Annotated in this window: 1 protein-coding gene; it reads right to left on the reverse strand. The window is 72.7% G+C overall.

What is annotated here, in order from left to right; all coding sequences use genetic code 11:
- Positions 1–21: 21 nt before the first annotated feature.
- Positions 22–18,987, reverse strand: coding sequence for a non-ribosomal peptide synthetase (locus RPQ07_RS33665; protein ID WP_313948024.1), 18,966 nt, complete (start codon positions 18,985–18,987; stop codon positions 22–24).
- Positions 18,988–19,113 lie beyond the last annotated feature (126 nt).

Here is a 19,113-nt window from a genome sequence, read left to right on the forward strand (position 1 = left end):
GGTACGGATGTGTGGGTCCGGTCAGTTCTTCGGGGCCGCGGGCGTTGTGCGGGCGGCCCGGGCGAGCAGTCCTTCGAGTGCCCGGAACCAGGTCTCGGCCAGGTCCTGGACGGTCTCCCGGGAGAGCGGCCCGTCAAGGTAGGACCAGTGGGCGGCCAGCACCGGCCCGTCCGCGCGGTCCTCCGTCACGACGTTGATGCTCAGTGCGTGGCCCTCACGCATCGCGGGCTCCGGGCCGATGTCGGCCACGTCCTCCTCGGGGGCGTACGACCAGTCCACCGCTTCCGGGATACCGAAGCGGCCCAGGTAGTTGAACTCGATCCTCGGCGCTTCCCGTTGTGCCAGCACCTCACGGGTGTGCGGATTGAGATGCCGCAGCAGACCGTAGCCGACGCCGTTCGCCGGCAGTGCGGTCAGATGCTCCCGTACGCTCGCCACCGCCTCCTCGACCGCCGGGCCGCCCGCGAAGGCGTCGGCCAGGTCGACGGGACCGGGGTCGAGACGGACGGGGAAGACACTGGTGAACCAGCCGACCGTACGCGACAGGTCCGCGCTGTCACCCGCGAGTTCCTCCTCGCGTCCGTGTCCTTCGAGGTCGACCAGCACCGAGGTGTCGCTGCCGCCGTGGCGACGGCGCCAGTCGGCGACCGCCAGCCCCAGACCGGCCAGCAGCACGTCGTTGACCGTCGCGCCGAACGCCGCCGGGACGGTCGAGAGCAGCGGTGCCGTGCGCCCCGTCGGCATACGCAGGTCCAGCTCGCGCATCGAGGCGGTCGTGTCGTGTGCCGGGTCCAGCTCGCGCGCCAGCGGGAAGGGCTCCGAACCGCCGTCGAGGACGGCGGTCCAGACGGGCAGCTCGGCCTCCCTCGCCGGGTCCCGCGCCAGCTCGGTCAGATGCCGGGACCAGCGGGCGAACGACGTGTCGACGGGAGCCAGTTGCGCCGGGCGGCCCGCAGCCACGTCCTGCCAGGCCGCGGCCAGGTCCGGCAGGAGCACCCGCCAGGAGACACCGTCCACCACCAGGTGGTGGGCCATCAGCAGCAGGCGACCGGGCTCCGTGCCCGCGTCGAACCACACGGCCCTCACCATCTCGCCCGCGTCCGGGTCCAGCCGGGTCCGGGCGAGGTGGGCGTGCTCCGCGATCGTCGTCCGCAGCGTCTCGTCGTCCGCTCCGGACACATCCACCCGCTCGATCCACGTGCCGGCGTCGAGAGCACCGGCCTCCGGAACGTCCAGGCTCCAGCTCGTGGTGTCGTCGATCGACGGCCGCACGAGCCGGGCCCGCAGCAGGTCGTGCCGGTCCGCCAGCGCCTGGAGCACCGAGGTCAGCGAGGACACTTCCAGCTCCGCCGGAGTGCGGACGAGCGCCGCCTGGTGGTAGCTCCCGAAGGGTCCGCCGAGTTCCCGCAGCCAGTGCATGACGGGGGTCAGGGGCACACTGCCCGTGCCGTCGTCGGATGCGTGTGCCTCGTCCGCGCCGGTGAGTTCGGCGACCGTGCTCAGCCCTGCCGCGGTGCGGTGCCGGAAGACCAGCCGCGGTGTGATCCGCACACCCGCCGCGCGAGCCCTGCTGACCAGCTGCATGGCCACGATGCTGTCGCCGCCCAGAGAGAAGAAGTCGTCGTCGGCGCCCACCTGTTCGAGTCCCAGCACATCGGCGAAGACCGTGCACAGGGCCTTCTCCAGCGGTGTCGCGGGCTGCCGCCCCGAGGACAGCGCGGAGAAGTCGGGTGCGGGCAACGACCCGCGGTCGAGCTTCCCGTTGGGCAGCTTCGGCAGCTGGTCCAGCAGGACCGTCGCGGCCGGGACCATGTAGTCCGGCAGCGTCGCCGCGAGATGACCGCGAAGCCGACCCGGGTCCGGTGACTGCCCGGCGGCCGGGACGACATAGGCGACGAGTTGCTTGCGGGGACCGTCCTGACGTGCCGTCACCACGGCGTGGCCGACTGCCGGATGGGCCGCGAGAACGGACTCGATCTCGGCCAGTTCGATACGGAAACCGCGAATCTTGACCTGGTCGTCGGCGCGACCGAGGTAGTCGATCCGGCCCTCCGCCGTCCAGCGCGCCAGGTCGCCGGTGCGGTAGAGCCGCGAACCCTGCCCTCCGAACGGGTCGGCGACGAACCGCTCGGCCGTGAGCCCCGGACTGCCCAGATATCCGCGGGCCAGGCCGCCGCCCGCCAGATACAGCTCACCCGTGACTCCGGGCGGCACCGGCTGGAGCGAGGCGTCCAGGATGTACGCCCTGGTACCGGCCACCGCCCGTCCCACGAGCGGCCGTTCGCTGTCCCGGACCCGCGCCACCAGGGCATCGACGGTCGACTCGGTCGGCCCGTACAGATTGAACGCCTCGGTTCCGTCGAGAGCGGCGAGCTGCTGCCACAGTGCCGTGGGCACGGCTTCACCACCGACGCCGACCACGGTGAGCGGGCAGTGACCGTCCCGCAGCAGCCCGGTCTCCGCCATCTGCGCGAAGAACGACGGGGTGACCTCCAGGAAGTCGAAGCCGTGCCGGGTGACGTCGGCGGCGAGCAGCTCCGGGTCGCGGCGCGTCTCCTCGGACACCACATGGACGCAGTGCCCGTCGAGCAGCCACAACTGGGGCTGCCAGGAGGCGTCGAACGAGAACGACCAGGCGTGACCGGCCCGCAGATGCCGTCTGCCGGTGGCCGCGACCGCCGGCCGGTACAGCGTCTCGCGGTGACTGTGGAAGAGGTTGCCGACACTCTCGTGGGTGACCACCACGCCCTTGGGTCGGCCGGTGGAACCCGAGGTGTAGATGACGTACGCCGGATGGCCCGGCGCGAGAGGCGCCGTGCGGTCGGTGTCGGTCACGTCAGCCGTGTCCAGGGCTGCGGTGCGCTCGACGGTCGCCGGATCGTCCACGACCAGCACGGGCACGTCCGTACGCGGCAGTTCGCCGGCGAGCGCGCGGGTGGTGAGCAGCACGACCGGACGGGCGTCGACGAGCATCTCCGTGGTGCGGCCGTGGGGCGCGTCGGGATCGAGCGGCAGATAGCCCGCGCCCGCCTTGTGGACCGCGAGGATCGCCACCAGGGTGTGGGCCGTGCGCGGCAGGGCCAGGGCCACGTACCGCTCCGGCCCCGCGCCGTGCGCCACGAGCAGCCGCGCCAGCCGGTTGGCCTCGGCGTTCGCCTGCGCGTAGGTGAGTTCCACTCCGTCGGATGCGACCGCCGGCGCCTCGGGGGACAGCCGGACCTGGTCCTCGAAGAGCTGGGGCACCGTGGTCGGCAGCGCGGTGAGCGGCCGGTCGTTCCACTCATGGAGGATGCGCCGGCGCTCGGCGTCCGCGAGCACGCCGATCCGTGTCACGGGGGTGTCCGGGTCGGCCGCCACGGCCCGCAGGATGCGCAGGAGCCGATCGGCGAACGACCGGGCGGTCGTCTCGTCGAAGAGGTCGGCGCTGTACTCCAGCACACCGTCGACCCCGGTCCCGTCGGCCCGTTCGACGAAGTCGAAGGACAGGTCGAACTTCGCCGTCGTCTGGCCGACGTCCACCCGCCGTGATCGCAGACCCGGCAGAGACGCCTCGTCGCCGCCGGCCGCCAGATAGACGACCATCACCTGGAACAGCGGGTGGCGGGCGAGCGACCGTGCCGGATTGAGCACCTCCACCAGCCGCTCGAACGGCACGTCCTGGTGGTCGAAGGCGGCCAGGTCGCCCTCCCTGACCCGGGCCAGCAGCTCACGGAAGGTCGGGTCGCCGGAGGTGTCGGTGCGCAGCACCAGCGTGTTGAGGAAGAAGCCGACCAGGTCGTCCAGCGCCGCGTCCGTGCGCCCCGAGATCGGGCTGCCGATCGGGATGTCGTGACCGGCGCCCAGCCGCGTCAGCAGCGTGGCCACCGCGGCCTGGAGCAGCATGAACATACTGACGTCGCCGGCGCGCGCCAGCCGCGTCAGGTCCGCGGTCAGTTCGGCGTCGAGCGAGAGATCGGCCGAGCCTCCCCGGTAGCTCGACTCCTGCGGCCGCTGCCGGTCGACGGGGAGTGCCAGCTCCTCCGGCAGACCCGCCAACGCCTGCTTCCAGTGGGCGATCTGGCGGGACGTCAGACTGCTGGGGTCCTGCTCGTCGCCGAGCGACTCCAGGTGCCACAGCGTGTAGTCGGCGTACTGGACCGGCATCGGCTGCCAGTCGGGCGCCAGCCCGGCGGTGCGTGCCCCGTAGGCGATCGCGAGGTCCCGGTTCAGCGGCAGCTCCGACCACTCGTCCCCGGCGATGTGATGCAGCAGGAGCAGCAGGGTGTACTCCTCCTCGCCCGTCCGGAACACCTGGACCCGCAGCGGAGCCTCACGGTCCAGGGCGAATCCGTACGCCGCCGCCTGCGCCAGCCGCCCGGGCAGCTCGTCCTCGTTCGTTTCCTCGAACTCCACCGGCACGAGCGCCTCGTGCGGGTCGAGCACCAGCTGGTAGGGGCGTCCGCCCTCGTCGGGGAAGACCGTGCGCAGTGTCTCGTGCCGCTCGACGAGGTCCGCCACCGCGGCCCGCAGCGCGGCCATGTCGAGCGGCCCCGTCAGACGCCAGGCGGACGGGATGTTGTACGTCGCGCTGGGGCCCTCCACCTGGTAGAGCACCCACAGGCGGCGCTGCGCCGACGACAGGGGCAGTCGTTCCGGCCGGGTGGTGCGGGCGGTCAGGGCGGGACGGGCCTCCTCCACCGCGCCCGACAGGTGCTCGGCGAGCCGGCCCACGGTCGGCGCGTCGAAGACGGTCCGCAGCGACACCTCCGCCCCGAACACGGAACGGATCCTGGCGACCAGCCGCATGGCGAGCAGCGAGTGGCCGCCGAGTGCGAAGAAATCGTCGTCGACGCCGACCCCCGGCAGTCCGAGGACGCCGGCGAACTCCGCACACAGCAACTCCTCGCGCGGCGTGCGCGGCCGCCGCCCCGACGACAGCGCCGCAAGATCGGGCGCGGGGAGGGCGGCCCGGTCCAGCTTGCCGCTGACGCCGAGCGGCAGCGCGTCCAGCACCACGAACGCCGCCGGGACCATGTGCCCGGGCAGTGCCCGCGCGAGATGGGCGCGCAGTGCCGCGAGGTCGGGTGTGCGGCCGGGCGCGGGCACGACGTACCCGACGAGCCGGGGCACTCCGGGGGAGTCCTCCCGTACGACCACGGCCGAGGCGGCGGTGTCCGGGTGGGTGTCGAGGACGGACGCGATCTCACCGAGCTCGATGCGGAAGCCGCGCAGTTTCACCTGGTCGTCGGTGCGGCCGAGGAACTCCAGGGTCCCGTCGCTTCGTCGCCGGGCCCGGTCGCCCGTGCGGTACATGCGCGTTCCGGGCGGGCCGTACGGGTCCGCGGTGAAGCGCTCCGCGGTGAGTCCCGGCCGGCCGAGGTAGCCCCGCACCACGCCTTCGCCCGCGAGATACAGCTCACCCCCGACACCCACCGGCACGGGCCGCAGCCGCTCGTCCAGGACATGGGCGCGGATGTTGCCCACCGGAGCCGCCCACGAACCGTCGGCGCCGCCGTGCCAGCCGTACGCGTCGACGCTGCACTCGGTCGGCCCGTACAGGTCGTGCACCTGGACGCCGGGCAGGGAGCACAGCCGCTGCCAGAGGGCGGCGGGGGTGGCCTCGCCGCCCACGGTGAGGGTGCGCGGGAGGTGCCGGTCGGCGGAGAGGAAGCCGTGGTGGGTGAGTTCGCGCAGATGGCTCGGGGTGAGGTCGACGTAGTCCAGCCGTGCCCCGTCGATCAGCGCGAGCAGAGCGGCAGGGTCGGCCATCGTCGGCTCGTCCGGCACATGCAGCTCGTGCCCGGCCAGCAGCCACAGCAGTGGCTCCCAGGAGCCGTCGAAGCTGAACGACGCGGCGTGCAGGGCGCGCAGCGGGGCGCCTTCCGCCGCCTGTTCGGCGGGCTCGATGACGTCCGTGTACTGCGCCGCGAAGAAGTTGCTCAGACCGCGGTGGGTGCCCACGACGCCCTTGGGCCGGCCCGTGGAACCCGAAGTGAAGATCACGTAGGCGGCCTGGTCCGGCTCCGGGCGGGGCGCGGGGGCCGCGCTCGCGCCCTCGTAGGCGGCCGGATCGTCCAGCAGCACCGTCGGACAGTCCGACACGGACAGCTCTTCCGCCAGCGCCGTCGTGGTGAGAACGCACAGCGGAGCCGTGTCCGCGAGCATCATCTCCAGTCGGTCCGGGGGATAGCCGGGGTCGAGCGGCAGATACGCGGCACCGGCGCCCAGCACACCGAGAATCGCCGGGACCGTCTCCGCCCTGGGCAGAGCCAGACCGATCACGGTCTCGGGGCCCGCGCCGCGCCGCAGCAGCAGTCGGGAGATCGCGTCCGCCCGCGCGGCCAGCTCACCGAAGGTCAGCCGCGAGGCACCGGACACCACAGCGGTCGCGTCGGCGCGGCGCCGCGCCACGTCGGCGAACAGCTCCGGCACGGTACGGGTCTCCCGTGGCCGGGCGGTGTCGTTCCACACCGTCGTGGCCGCCGACTCCTCCTCGTCGGTGAGCACCGTCAGAGCGCCGACCGGCCGGCCCGGGTCGTGCACGATCTGCTCCAGGAGGCCCACCAGCCGGTCCACGAGCCGGGCAGCCGTGCCCGGTTCGGTCAGATCCGTGGCGTACTCCAGCAGCAGCGCCATGTCGTGCCCGGCGCCGTGGTCGACGAAGGTGAAGTCGAGGTCGAATTTGGCCGTACCGGTGTCCATGTGGAACCACTCGGTCGGCATACCGAGCAGATCCGGGTCCCCGTCGGGGCGGTGGTGGTAGCCGAGCATGACCTGGAACAGCGGGTTGCGGTCGGCCACCCGGGCCGGGTTCACCGCCTCCACCACCCGGTCGAACGGCACGTCCTGGTGCTCGAAGGCCGCGAGCGCCGACTCCCGTACCCGGTCCAGGAGTTCGGCGAACGACGGGTCACCGGACAGATCCGTGCGCAGGACGAGCGTGTTGACGAAGAAGCCGACCAGCTCGTCCACGGCACTGTCGGTACGCCCCGCGATCGGAGCTCCGAGCGGGATGTCGTCGCCGGCGCCCAGCCGGTGCAGCAGCACCGCCGTCGCCGCCTGGAACACCATGAACATGCTGCAGTTGTGGGCGGCGGCCAGATCGCGCAGCTTTGTGGCGGTCGCGTCGGCGAGTGTGGTGCGCACGACGGCGCCCCGGCCCGTCGTCCGGGCCGCCCCCGGACGGTCCAGCGGCAGGTCGAGCTCCTCCGGCAGGTCCCGCAGAGCCTCGGTCCAGTGGCCGAGCTGCCGCTCGCCCACCTCCGCCAGCAGCCGTTCCTGCCACAGCGTGTAGTCCGCGTACTGCACCGGCAGGGGCGCCCAGTCCGGAGCGGTGCCCGTGGCGCGCGCCGCGTACGCCGCATTCAGATCGGCCAGGAACGGCCGGTCCGACCACTCGTCGGTGGTGATGTGGTGCAGCACCACGGCCACCACGTGATCGGCCGGTCCCAGGCGCAGCACCTCGGCGCGGAGGGGCAGTTCGCGCCCGAGGTCGAACGGACGGCGCTGGGCCGACTCGATCCGCCCGGCGAGCCCGGCCGCGTCGCACTCGGCCACGAGGAACTCCAAAGCGGCCTCCCCGGCCGGGACGATGACCTGGTACGGCTCACCGTTGTGCTCCACGAAGCGGGTCCGCAGAGCCTCGTGGCGTCCCGCCACATCCCGCAGGGCGGCCCGCAGGGCCTCCAGGTCGAGTTCGCCGCGCAGCCGGAAGACCAGCGGGAAGTTGTACGCCGCTCCGCCACCGGTGATCCGCTCGACGAGCCACAGCCGGCGCTGCGCCGCCGAGAGCGGGATGCGCTCCGGGCGCTCGGCGGCCCTTCCCAGGGCGGGCCTCGCGGGCCGGCCCATGTCGGCACGGCCGGCCAGCAGTTCGGGTGTCGGCGCCTCGAACAGGTCACGGATGGCGAGTTCGGCGCCCAGCTCGGTACGGGCCCGGCTGATGAGCCGGGTCGCGAGCAGCGAATGGCCGCCCAGGTCGAAGAAGTTGTCCTCCGCGCCGGTCCGTGCCAGACCGAGCACCTCGGCGAACAGCCGGCACAGCACCTCCTCGCCGGGGGTGCGCGGCCCGCGACCGGTCGACAGGGCGACTGCCGGTTCGGCGTCCGGCAGAGCCCGGACATCGAGCTTGCCGTTGTCGTTCATCGGCAGCCGGGGCAGCACGACGAACGCGGCCGGCACCATGTAGCCGGGCAGACGTCCGCCCAGGTCCTCGCGCAGCCGTCGCACGAGAGCCCCGGCGCCGCGGGCCGTGGCCGGGGTGTTGGCGTGCACGGCCGTGCCGTCGGTCGACGGCAGCAGCAGCCCGGACGTACGCCGGACCGCCCCGTCCCGCACGGCCACCGACTCCTGCACGAACACCGCGTCGAAGCAGCCGAGTTCACTGGACCATGTGGTCAGGACCCGGTAGCCGCGCTCGGCTCCGAGCAGGCCCAGGGTCTCGGTCTCCACGCCCTCGGGCGCGCCGCCGGGAAGCCGGCCGGCGTCCACCGCCCGCATGGCGGCGAGTTCGCCCGCGGTCCGGGCGTCGGGCACCCGTCGCACCCGCAGGCACTGCGGGCGCTCCTCGTCCAGCCGTACCGTGAGCTCGCCGACGCCGTTCCAGTCGGACTCCGGAGCGTCGCCGAGGTCCAGCGCAGTCGCGGTATCGGCGTACAGCACGACGTCGTAGCGGTAGCGGGTCAGTTCGTTGTGGTGCCGGCCGGCCTTGGTGCGCAGCTCGACGCCGAAACCGAGCGTGGCGAACCAGTCCGGGTCGACGAGGAGTTCCTTCTCCAGGGCGATGCCCCGGTCGACGGCCTTGCGGACCGTGTCCGGATCGGCGTCGGAGCCGGCCCGCGTGACCTGGATCCCGGTCTGGAAGGGCCGTGCCAGTCGCAGATTGCGCACATCGCCGATGAACAGATGGCCACCGGGGGCGAGCAGACCCATCGCCCCGGTGATGACCTGGGCGAGGTGGTCGAGGCTCGGGAAGTACTGCACGACCGAGTTGATGACGATCGTGTCGAAGTGACCGACGGGCAGCCCGTCCGTCACATCGGCGCTCTGGCAGCGCAGTTCGACCTTTCCGGCGAGTGAGGGGTCGCGCCGCAGGTCCTCGCCGATCTTGCGGATGACGGGGGCGGCGAAGTCGGTCGCCCAGTAGGACTCGGCGTCCGGAGCGAGCTGGGAGAGCAGCAGACCGGATCCGACGCCGATCTCCAGGATGTGCCTGGGCCGCAGCTCGCGGATCCGTTCCACGGTGGCCGCGCGCCACTCGCGCATGTGCTCCACCGGAATGGGCGTTCCGTCGTACGAGCTGTCCCAGCCCGCGAAGTCCTCGGTGAAGACCGCGGTGCCGATCTCGCTGTACTCGGCGGAGTAGATCTCCTGCCACTCGCCGATCTGCTCGCGCTCGGCCGTCTCCCGTGCCTCGTCGTCCGGTTCGGCCGGCACGACGTAGGCCACGAGCCGCTGGGTGCCGGGCGCTGCCGTGTCGTCGCGCGCGATGACGGCCGCCTGCACCACCTCGTGATGCTGCGCGAGGACCGTCTCGATCTCACCCAGCTCGACCCGGTGACCGCGGATCTTGACCTGGTCGTCGGTGCGGCCGAGGAAGTCGAGATTGCCGTCTGCGCGGCGGCGCACCAGGTCGCCGGTCCGGTACATGCGCTCGCCGGGCAGACCGTACGGGTCGGCGACGAAGCGCTCTGCCGTCAGGCCGGGCCGGTCCAGATAGCCGCGGGCCAGCCCGACCCCGGCGATGTACAGCTCGCCGGGGACCCCGTCGGGGACGGGCCGCAGCCAGGTGTCCAGGATGCGGGCGCGTGTGCTGCGGATGGGACGGCCCACCGTGGGCGTGGCGCTGTCGTGCGTGCCGCCGCCGAGGGTGTTGATCGTGTACTCGGTGGGCCCGTACAGGTTGTAGCCGTAGGTGCCCTCCGTGTCCCGCAGGGCGTTCCACACGGTCTCCGTGACGGCCTCGCCGCCGAGGAGGACGAGCGGCGGGCGGTGCCCCTCCAACAGCCCTTCCTCGATGAGCACATGGGCGTACGTCGGGGTGACGTTGACGACGTCGATGCGGTGCGTCTCGCAGTAGGCGACCAGGGCGATCGCGTCGCGCCGCAGCTCCTCGTCACAGATGTGCACCTCGTGGCCCTCGACGAGCCACAGCAGCTCCTCCCAGGACATGTCGAAGGCGAAGGAGACGGTGTGCGCGATACGCAGCCTGCGCCCGCCGGCCGAGGCGATGGCCGGCGCGAAGATCTCCTTCTGGTGGTTGAGCTGCATGTTCGTCAGCCCGATGTACGGCGTCACCACGCCCTTGGGGCGGCCGGTCGAGCCGGAGGTGTAGATGACGTAGGCGGGGTGGTCCAGGCTGAAGCGCACCTCGACGGCATCGGCGGAGCGGGCCGCCAGGTCGGCGGCGGTGCCGGGGCCGTCCAGCAGTACCCGCGGCACGTCGCCGGTCAGGGTCCGTGAGACGCCCTCCGTCGTCAGAAGGAGCAGAGGCTTCGCGTCCTGGAGCATCAGCGCCAGCCGGTCCGCCGGGTGGTCCAGCTCCAGCGGCAGATAGGCCGCGCCGGTGCGCAGCACCGCGAACAGGGCCACCACCATGTCGACGGAACGCGGCAGACCCAGGGCAACGACCGTCTCGGGGCCGGCGCCGTGCGCCAGCAGCAGCCGGGCCATCCGGTTGCACCGGGCGTCGAGTTCGGCGTAGGTGAGGACCTGCTCGCCGAAGACGAGGGCGCTCTCGTCCGGGGTCCGGCCGGCCTGCGCGGCCAGCATGTCCGCCACGGTCTCGTGCGGCACCGGCTCACGTCCCGCCACATCCTCGCGGGCCAGCGTGGCGGCCTCGCCGGGCAGCAGCGCGTCGAGCGAGCCCACCGGTGCGGACGGGTCGGCGATGAGGCGGTCCAGCAGCAGGGTGAATCGCTCCAGGAGGGTCCGGACGGAGGGGCCGTCGACGAGGTCGGGACGGTACGCCAGGGTGACACGGACGCTCTCGCCGGGCGTGACGACGAGGTTGACGGGGTAGTGCGTGGCGTCGACGTTGGCCACGGCCGTCGCGCCGTGCCTGTCCCGCAGTTCGGCGAGCCGCTCGTCCGTGTCGGCGTTGCGGAGCACGAACAGCGTGTCGAAGAGCCGCCGGTGACCCGTCTCGGCCTGGAGCACACCGAGCCCCAGGTACTCGTGCGGCATCAGCTCCAGACGCTCGCCCTGGATACGGCGCAGCAGGTCCAGGACGCTCTCGCGCGGATCGAAGGCGATACGCGCGGGCACGGTGTTGAGGAACATGCCGATGACGTTCTCGACGTCCGGCACCTCGCTGGGCCGCCCCGCCACCGTGGTCCCGAAGACGACGTCGGCACGGCCCGTGGCGCTCGCGAGCGCCAGGCCCCACGCCGCGTTGAGCACGGTGTTGAGGGTCAGCCCGTGACTCCGCGCGGTCTCCCGCAGCCGCTCGCCCGCTTCCGCGGCGAGCACGGTCTCCAGATGCTCGGGGATCACCGGTTCCAGACCCCGGTCCGCGGCGGACGGCACGAGGAGCGTCGGCTCCTCCAGACCGTCCAGCGCGCTGCGCCAGGCCGCTGTGGCCCGGCTGTCGTCCTGGTGCTCCAGCCAGGTCAGGTAGTTGCGGTAGGAGCCGGGGCGCGCCAGCGCCGCCGCGTCGCCGCCGCTCTCGTACAGGGCGAAGAGCTGGTCGAGGAAGAGCCAGGCGGACCAGCCGTCCCACAGGATGAGGTGACGGCCGATGACGAGCCGGTCGCCGCGCTCGTCGCCGAGGCGCACCAGCAGCATGCGGAAGAGCAGAGGCCGTGCCAGATCGAAGCGCCGGGAGCGCTCCTCGTCCATCAACGCGCCCAGCCGGGCGTCCTGTTCCGCGGCCGGGAGCGAGGAGAGGTCGACCTCTTCGAGAGGGATGTGCGGGTCACGCACGATGAACTGGACGGGCTGGCGCAGCCCTTCACTGGTGAACCCGGCGCGCAGACTGGGGTTGCGGTCGAGCAGCACGCTCGCGGCCGTCCGCAGCCGGTCGGCGTCGACGCGCCGCGCGAAGTCGAACGACTCGTGCACGGTGTACACGTCCAGCGAACCGTCGTCGTACGTCGAGTGGAAGAACAGGCCTTCCTGGAGCGGCGCGAGGGGCCACACGTCGTCGATCCGGCCCGGTGCGAGCCGCTCCACCCGGGACCGCTCCTCGGGGGTGAGGTCGATCGCGGCCGCCGCCGGTTCGGTCTCCCGGTCCTCGGTGACGGTCGCGGCGGCCGCGAGGGCGGCGGGGGTGCGGTGGTCGAAGATGTCGCGCGGATCGAGCGCCAGACCTGCCCGGCGGGCACGGCTGGACACGCCGATGGAGCTGATGCTGTCGCCGCCCAGCAGGAAGAAGTCGTCGTCGACGCTCACCTCCGGCAGCTTCAGCACGGCCGCGAAGATCTCGGTCAGCACCTGTTCCCGTGCGTCGCGCGGGGCGCGGACGGCGGCGCGTACGGCGTGGGGCTCGGGCAGTGCGGCCCGGTCCAGCTTGCCGCTCGGGGTGAGGGGGAGGGCGTCGAGGACCACATAGGCACTCGGCACCATCGGTGCGGGCAGCACGGCGGTCAGGGCGTCGCGCAGTTCCACCGCCTCCGGGCGGGCCCCGCCGGCCGGCACGACATAGGCGACCAGCGCCTCGTCGCGGATGGTCACGGCGGCCTGCGCGACCGGTGCCGTGTCCACCAGCGCGGCCTCGATCTCGCCGAGCTCGATGCGGTTGCCGCGGAGCTTGACCTGGCGGTCGGTACGGCCCAGGTACTCGATCACCCCGTCGGCCCGGCGGCGCACCAGGTCCCCGGTGCGGTACATCCGGCTGCCCGCCGGTCCGTACGGGTCGGCGGTGAACCGTTCCGCGGTCAGTGCGGGGCGGGCGTGATAGCCGCGCGCCAACTGGACGCCGCAGAGGTAGAGCTCGCCCGGGACACCGTCGGGAACGGGCCGCAGGCAGGCGTCGAGGACGCGCAGTCCGGTGTTCCACACCGGCCGTCCGATGGGCACGACGACGCCCTCGTCACCGTCGTAGGTGTGATGGGTGACATCGACGGCGGCCTCGGTCGGCCCGTACAGGTTGTGCAGCGGCACCCCGGTGAGCGACTGCCAGCGCTGCGCGGCGGACACGGGCAGCGCCTCGCCGCTGCTGAAGGCACGCCGCAGCGACGCGGACCAGGAAGGGTCGCCGGTGATCTCGTCCGCCTGGAGGAAGGCCTCCAGCATGGAGGGGACGAAGTGCAGGGTGGTGACCCGCCGTTCGCGGACCAGAGCGGTCAGATGGGCGGGGTCGCGATGGCCGTCCGGGCGGGCCAGGACGACGGCCGCGCCCTGGAGCAGGGGCCAGAAGAACTCCCAGACGGAGACGTCGAAGCTGGACGGCGTCTTCTGGAGCACCCGGTCGTCCGGCCGCAGCCCGTAGGCGCCCTGCATCCAGGCGAGCCGGTTGACGATGGCGCGGTGGGTGACCGTGACGCCCTTGGGGCGTCCCGTGGAGCCGGACGTGTAGATCAGATAGGCGGGGCTGTCGGGACCGGCGGCCCGGACGGCGACGGGTTCCGTCTCCGTATCCGGCGTCGTCGCTCCGTCGAGGACGAGCACGGTGACGCCATCGGCCCGCGGCAGCCGCCCGGCAGTCCCGGGCACCGTGACGGCGAGCGTGGTACCGGAGTCGGCCAGCATGTGGGCGACGCGGTCGGCCGGGTAGTCGGGGTCGACCGGCAGATAGGCGGCGCCGGACTTCAGCACGCCGAGCAGAGCCACCATCAGCTCGGCCGACCGCGGGACGGCGACGGCCACGAAGGACTCGGGAGCGGCGCCTCGGGCGCGCAGCCGGCGCGCCAGTGCTTCGGCCCTCGCGTCCAGTTCGGCGTACGTCAGCTCCTCGCCCTCGAAGACGACGGCCACGGCGTCTGGGGTGCGGGCCACCTGCTCGGCGATGGCCGAGGCCAGGGTGGCGACCGGGACGGCCCGCTCGTCCCCGGCGGGCAGGGCTCGCGCCCGCTCCTGCCCGGAGAGCAGTTCGACGGATGCGGCGACGGCGGAAGGGTCGGCCGCCACCGCCTCCAGAATCCGCGTCAGCCGGTCGCCCAGCGCGCGGACGGCTTCGCCGTCCAGCCGCGCGACGTGGTGCTTCAGCCGCAGGTCGAGCCGCCTGCCCGGCTTCACGATGAGCGCGAGGGGGTAGTGCACCGCGTCGTGGAATGCGTGGCCCGTGATGCGCACTGTCCCGGAGGCATCGCGCAGGTCCCCGTCGGCGGGGTAGTTCTCGAACACCACCAGGGTGTCGAAGAGTTCCGTGCCGCCGGCCGTGCCCGTCAGCCGCTGGATCTCCGCGAGTCCCAGGTGCTGATGGTCCATCAGTTGCGCTTGCTCGTCCTGGAGGCGGGCGAGCAGCACACCGAGTGACTCGCCGGCCTGCCAGCGGAACCGGGTGGGAAGGGTGTTGATGAACAGGCCCACCATGGACTCGATGCCGTCGACCTCGCTGTCCCGGCCCGAGACGGTGGTGCCGAACACCACGTCCTGGCGTCCGGTGAGCCTGCCGATCAGCAGACCCCACGCGGCCTGGACCACGGTGCCGAGGGTGACGCCGTGCTCGCGGGCACGTTCGGTCAGCCGCCTCGTGGTCCCTTCGGACAGTTCGACCCGGACCTGGCCGGGCACCAGGGCGGTGCCGTCCGCCGGAGTCCCGACCAGCCGCGTCGGCTCGTCGACACCCGCGAGCGCCGCGCGCCAGGCATCGCGCGCCGCGTCAGGGTCCTGCCGGGCGAGCCGGGCCAGATGGTCGGCGTACGGGGTCACCTCGGGCAGTCCGGGTTCGGGTGTGCCGTAGTACGCCATGAGTTCGCGGTGCAGCACGGGCAACGACCAGCCATCAGCCACGATGTGATGGAACGTCAACACCAGTCGGCAGTGCTCCGGCCCGAGCCGGACCAGGGCGCAGCGCAGCAGCGGGGGCCGGGCCAGGTCGAACCGTCCGGCGCGCTCGTCCGCGGCTACCGCGTCGGCCAGCGTCTCGCGGACGCCGCCGTCCTGCGCCGACAGGTCGACCTCGCGCCACGGCAGTTCGGCGTCGCGGGGCACGATCTGCACAGGGGTGCCGTCGGAACGGCGGCGGAATCCCGCACGCAGCGGGGCATGCCGGTCGAGCAGAGCCTGCGCCGCCCGGCGCAGGGTCTCCCCGTCGAGGGGACCCGACAGGTCGAGCACCTGCTGGACGACGTAGGCGTCACTGTCGGCCGCGCCGATCAGGGAGTGGAAGTAGAAGCCTTCCTGGAGCGGGCTCAGGGGCAGCAGTTCCTGCACCGTGAGCGGCATACTGCGCTGGATCTCGGCGAGGTCGCCGGGGGCGAGTTCGACCAGCGGCTGGCGCGCGTCGGCGGCGGGAGCGGTGACGAGGTCGACGGCCACCTCCGCGAGCGCGGCCACGGTGCGGTGCCGGAAGACATCACGGGGGGTGAGGCGCAGACCCGCGCCCCTGGCGCGGATCAGCAGCTGGATGGCGGTGATGCTGTCCCCGCCGAGGGCGAGGAAGTCGTCGTCGACGGTGACCGCACGCAGCCCCAGCACCTCGGCGTACAGGCGGCAGAGCAGTTCCTCGCGGGCGTTGCGCGGGGCGCGGCCCGAGCTGAGCGCGCCGTAGTCGGGCACGGGCAGGGCGTTGGCGTCCAGCTTGCCGCTGGGAGTGACCGGCAGCGCGTGCAGCGGGACGAAGGCGGACGGCACCATGTAGTCGGGCAGCCATTCGGTGGCGTGCCCGCGCAGGGTCTTCATCAGCACGGTGACATCGCGGAACGGCACCGGCCGGTTGGCCTGCGGGAACCGGCCGCCGGGGCGGTACAGCCCGTCGAGCGCCCCGGCCGCCGTCTCGTCCGTCCCGTCGGTGAAAACGGCGTCCAGCGAACCGTCGTCGGCCTGACCGTTCCAGGTGATGTCCACCCGGCGGCCGTGCTCGGCGGCGAGCGCGAGCAGTTCCTCGGGGTCCACGCCGAGCTCCGCGGGACGGCTGGTGTCCTCCAGCCTGCGCAGTGCCGACAGGTCGTCGGTGAGACGGGCGTTGGGTATCCCGGTCACGCGCAGCCGCCCGGGCCGCTCCGCCAGCAGGGTGGCCACCTCGGCCGTCCCGCCGGTCACGGACCAGTGGATCTCCCGCTCGGCGGGAGCCGGACGCGCGGAGCCGTCGCTCGGGCTCAGGACGACGTCGTAGCGATAGCGGCTCAGCTCGTTGTGGTGTGCGGCCCGCTTGACCCGTATCTGGGCGTCGAAGCCGTCGAGCCCGGCGAAGTAGTCCGGGTCGAGCAGCAGTTCGCCCTCCCAGCGCACGGACCGCTCGACGGCGGTGCGCAGGGCGTTCTTGTCCGTCTCGCCGTCACCGTCGGCGCGCCGGCTCTCCACGGCGGCGCGCAGGGTGCGCAGCAGCCGCAGATTGCGGATGTCGCCGACGAACACCCTGCCGCCGGGCGCCAGCAGGGCCGACACCTTGCGCAGGACGTCCGTGAGATAGGCGGAGCTCGGGAAGTACTGGGCCACGGAGTTGATGACGACGGTGTCGAAGAACCCCTGCGGCAGCCCGTCGGTGTCGTGCGCCGGCCGGGCGCTCAGTTCGACGCGGCCCGCCAGCTCGGGCACCGCGTCCACCTGCGTACGCAGCGCGCGCACCGCCTCGTGGGAGACGTCCGTGCCCCAGTAGGTCTCGCAGCCGGGCGCGATCCGGGACAGCAGAAGGCCGCTGCCGACGCCGATCTCCAGGACCCGGCGGGGGCTGCCGAGTTCGGCGATGCGGGCGATGGTCTCGTCCCGCCACTCCCGCATCTCGGCCACGGGGATCGGACGTCCGTCGTACATGCTGTTCCAGCCCGCGAAGTTCTCGCGGAAGCCCTCGGACCCGGCGGCGCTGTAGAGGAGTTCGTGCAGGTCCTTCCACTCCTCGACCTGCTCGCCCTCGTCGTGACCGGGCCGCGCCTCCAGGGAGGGTACGACGTAGGCGGCGAGCCGCCGGTCGCCCGGCCGGTCCTCGCGGGCGATCACCGTGACCTGGTCGACGGCGGGGTGGCGGCGCAGGACGGACTCGATCTCGCCCGGCTCGATCCGGAAGCCCCGGATCTTGACCTGGGTGTCGGCGCGTCCGAGGAACTCCAGCCGTCCGTCGGCCTTCCAGCGGACCAGGTCGCCGGTGCGGTAGAGCCGCCCGCCGGGGGTGTCCGCGTCGCCGAAGGGGTCGGCGACGAATCGTTCGGCGGTGAGGTCGGGCCTGCCGAGGTAGCCGCGCGCCAGACCGTCCCCGGCCAGGTACAACTCGCCGGCGACACCGGCGGGGACCGGCTGGAGCCGGGCGTCCAGCACATAGGCGCGGGTGCCGGGGTCGGGGATGCCGATGGGGACGACGGAGCCGGCCGGGGTGTCGGGATCGCACAGCCCGAGGGTGGAGTTGGTGGTGGCCTCGGTCGGGCCGTAGGCGTTGAACATCATCCGGCCGCCGGCATAGCGGCCGACCAGCTCGGGGGAGACCCGCTCGGTTCCGGCCAGCAGGGTCGCGGCCGGGGGAAGGACGACGTCGTCCGGCATCGCCGCGAGCAGGGCGGGCGGCAGGATCATGAAGGTGATGCCGTTGTCGTTGGCGTAGTCCGCGAGCGCCGCGCCGGGCACCCGGCGTTCGGCGGGGACGACGACGAGACGGCCGCCGGACAGCAGACCGAGGCACAGGTCCCAGAAGGCCACGTCGAAGCTGGGCGAGGCGAACTGCAGGACGCGGCTGTGCGGACCGATGCCGAACCGCTTGCTCTGTGTCGCGACGAGCTTCGCCACACCGCTGTGCGCGAGGACGACGCCCTTGGGCCTGCCGGTCGAGCCCGAGGTGTAGATGACATACGCGGCGTTGAGGACGGTGAGAGCCCCACCGCGGTCCTCGTCGGTCGGGTCGTGGACGGGCCGGTCCGCCAACTCCGCGGCGGTGGCGGGGAAGTCGAGCAGAAGCCGAGCCATCCCCTCGTGCTCGGGGACGTCCCTGGCGGTGTCCGCCGTCGTCACCAGGACCGCCGGTGCCGCGTCCCCCAGCATGTAGGCGATGCGGTCGGCCGGATAGTCGTGGTCGATCGGGAGGTACGCGGCCCCGGACTTGAGGACGGCGACCTCGGCGACGATCAGGTCGGCCGAGCGGGGGAGTGCCAGTGCGACGATGCGCTCAGGGCCGGCACCGCGGGAGATCAGGGCGTGCGCCAGCCGGTTGGCGCGCTCGTCCAGCTCGGCGTAGGTGAGGCGTTCGTCCTCGAAGACGAGCGCGATGTCGTCGGGACGCCGGCGTACCTGCTCCGCGAACATGGCGGGCCAGGTGGCGGACGGGACGGTGTGAGCGGTGGCGTTCCACTCCACGACCACGCGCCGGTACTCGTCCGGTGTCATCAGCGTCAGAGCGCCGACCGGCGTCTCGGGGCGAGTGGAACCGTCGGCCAGCAGGGTCACGTAGTGGCCGAGAAGCCGGTCCACGGTCGCATCGTCGAAGAGGTCGGCACGGTAGTGCGCCCGCACCTCTCCCGGCAGGGCTTCCAGTACCAGATCGACCGGGCCGGGCGCGGCGGTGAACGGCCTGGCGGCGGTCGCGAACGCGGTGTTGAAGAACAGCCCGCCGCCCCGGGTCGGTTCGGGTCGCAGCGCTTCGACCAGGGCCGACAGCTCGACTGGACGCGCCTCGGCCTCATCACGGGCCGCCGTCGTCCGGCGTACGAGATCGGCGAAGGTGGGCTCCCCCTCGCACGAGACGCGCACGGCCAGCGGTCCGTGCCCCACGGTGACGTCGGGGGCGCCGCCGTAGCGGTGCAGCAGGGCGACGAAGGCGGCCAGCAACAGGTCGTCGGAGGTGTCGTGTCCGAGGGGAAGCGTCCGCACCCTGTGCCCGCCGGTCGGGGCCGGCGGATAGGGCCGGTCGGCGGGCAGCACCGTCTCCTGCGGGAGAGGTGTGAGCAACTGCTGCCAGTACGCCAGGACTTCTTCTGAACCGGACACAGTGGCCGAGCCTCCCCAGCAGTCGGTCCCGGCCCCCGGCCGGGGTCGGTCCGCGTCATACTAAGGTAAGGATTACCTAATTAGACAGGCTTTCATGCGGCAGTGGGCCGAGCGGCCGAGCAGCCC

The organism is Streptomyces sp. AM8-1-1 (assembly GCF_032229325.1).
GTDB lineage: Bacteria > Actinomycetota > Actinomycetes > Streptomycetales > Streptomycetaceae > Streptomyces > Streptomyces achmelvichensis.